Origin of the sequence: uncultured Sunxiuqinia sp. (assembly GCF_963974515.1) — a bacterium.
Classification (GTDB): Bacteria; Bacteroidota; Bacteroidia; order Bacteroidales; family Prolixibacteraceae; genus Sunxiuqinia.
On record NZ_CAXBDD010000226.1, the window covers coordinates 1 to 1,768 of the forward strand.

General features: G+C 46.2%; 1 protein-coding gene. It reads right to left on the reverse strand.

Annotated features, from left to right (window positions below):
* Nucleotides 1–49 precede the first annotated feature (49 nt).
* Nucleotides 50–1,654, reverse strand: coding sequence for an O-antigen ligase family protein (locus AAC033_RS19130; RefSeq protein WP_339741193.1), 1,605 nt, complete (start codon nt 1,652–1,654; stop codon nt 50–52).
* Nucleotides 1,655–1,768 lie beyond the last annotated feature (114 nt).

Below are 1,768 nucleotides of genomic sequence, written 5' to 3' on the forward strand. Positions count from 1 at the left end.
TCTCTTCAAGTTTAAACTTTTGGTGGAATTATTTAGAGGTACAGGTCGATTATTTGCAGTCACCGTTCAACGATTTGCTGACAGCACCAAAATATTCAGCGTCTTTTCCGGAAGCGATAAACAAGCAGTAGAATAACACGAAGAAACTGCCTCCGACATGGGTTTCGAAATTGGAATCGCCAAGGTTTGCAAGCAACAGACTAACCAGAAAGAGGAAGAAAATTGGTTGGCGATAGGACTTGGTACTCACAAGGGGGTAACCGATGGCAAACAAAATCCAGACCAAGCCCACCAGTCCGAACTTAACCATGTAATTCAGATATTGGTTGTGCGCGTCGGCATATTGTGCCGGATCCATTTGCGATTGGATTTCCTGATAAGCGTCATGGTAAGCCTGTTTCCAATCGCCGGCTCCCACGCCAAACCAAAAATGCCCGCGAATGATGGTCAAGGCAGCTTTGGTGTATTCAATGCGCTGAGCCAACGACTTGTGATTGGCATGGCCGGTTTTCAGATAGGTATCGAGCTCCCAAATACTGACATAAACCCGAGGATAAAGCGATAAGCCTTTTCGGGCCAGCAGGTAATTGCTGATTCCGGCTTCAATGTTGCCGATATCTGCTTTGGACAGCTGATTCACCCCGTCGGCATCTTTGCGCAGGTTTTTGGAGGTTAGGTAACGTGCCAATGTTTGTTTTACGCGGTGGCCGTGCTGATCGTGGTCGTCGTATTTCAAACTTGCCCGTGCATTCCAGGCGGCTTTCATCTCCTGCTCGCTCCAGTACAAACCTACGTAATGCCCGTTTTCAAGCCGTTGATCATCCAAATCATGCTGATAGGAATTTCCATTCCGTGTGGTCGTCTCAAGCTCCTCATACACTACCGGATCAACATCGTAATACCGATTGACCGCATAATACATGTAAGCAGCGGGCAGCAAAATAACCGCCAGCAAAAGGACCAATACCACGCGTTGCCTCACCCGATTCTTGAGTTGAAACAGTAACAGCAGCAGGCCGATGACTGTTGTACCTAAAAAGCTAAGTAAGCCCGTAAGCGACTGGTGCCAGAGCAAAAACAGGAAAAGAAAAAGCATCATAGCAAACACGGTTGGTTTGAGCCAGCCCTTTTCCCGCGTCCAGTTTACGTGAAGATAAACGGATAGAATAATGAGTGACAATACCACCTGCATGCTCATGCGGATGTGATCAATGAAGCCGAACTCTTGTGCCCGCAAAACCGATGCTTCATTGTTTAGATAGAAACCAAGCATCGTGGTCAAAGCCGACAGGCTGACCGCAACGACAAAAACCTTTAGCAAATTAATCAGTTGCTCCTTGCTTAAAGGCTTTGCCATCATAAACGACAAAGGGATGATTAGAAAGGGAATGTTTTTCTGAAGGTCGTACAACGCCCACTTCTGATCGACAGTAAACAAAAGACCAAGCAGATAAACCAGGTAGATGGAACTAAAGAGTAGGAATTCCTTTTGCTGCGTGAGGGACAGAAGTTCAGACCGGCGCTTTCGATGGAAGAAAGAAGCCAGCAATAGTAGCACACCCGAAATGGAGATCAGCGCTTCGGAAAATGGCAGGGACACCATAAACAAAATCAGCGTCGCGTAAAACCAATTGATTTTTTGGGCTTTGAACATAGCAGTTTCAAAGTTAAAAGACTCCGCTAAAATCCTACTGATTCTCCCCATATTCTTATCAACAAAAAACCCTGAGCTCTGGAGAACTCAGGGTTTAAAAAGAAAGGCGACGAC

What these genes read in the sequence shown, in the direction of transcription:
- AAC033_RS19130 (WP_339741193.1), bottom strand. Translation starts at nt 1,654, where the DNA reads ATGTTCAAAGCCCAAAAAATCAATTGGTTTTACGCGACGCTGATTTTG.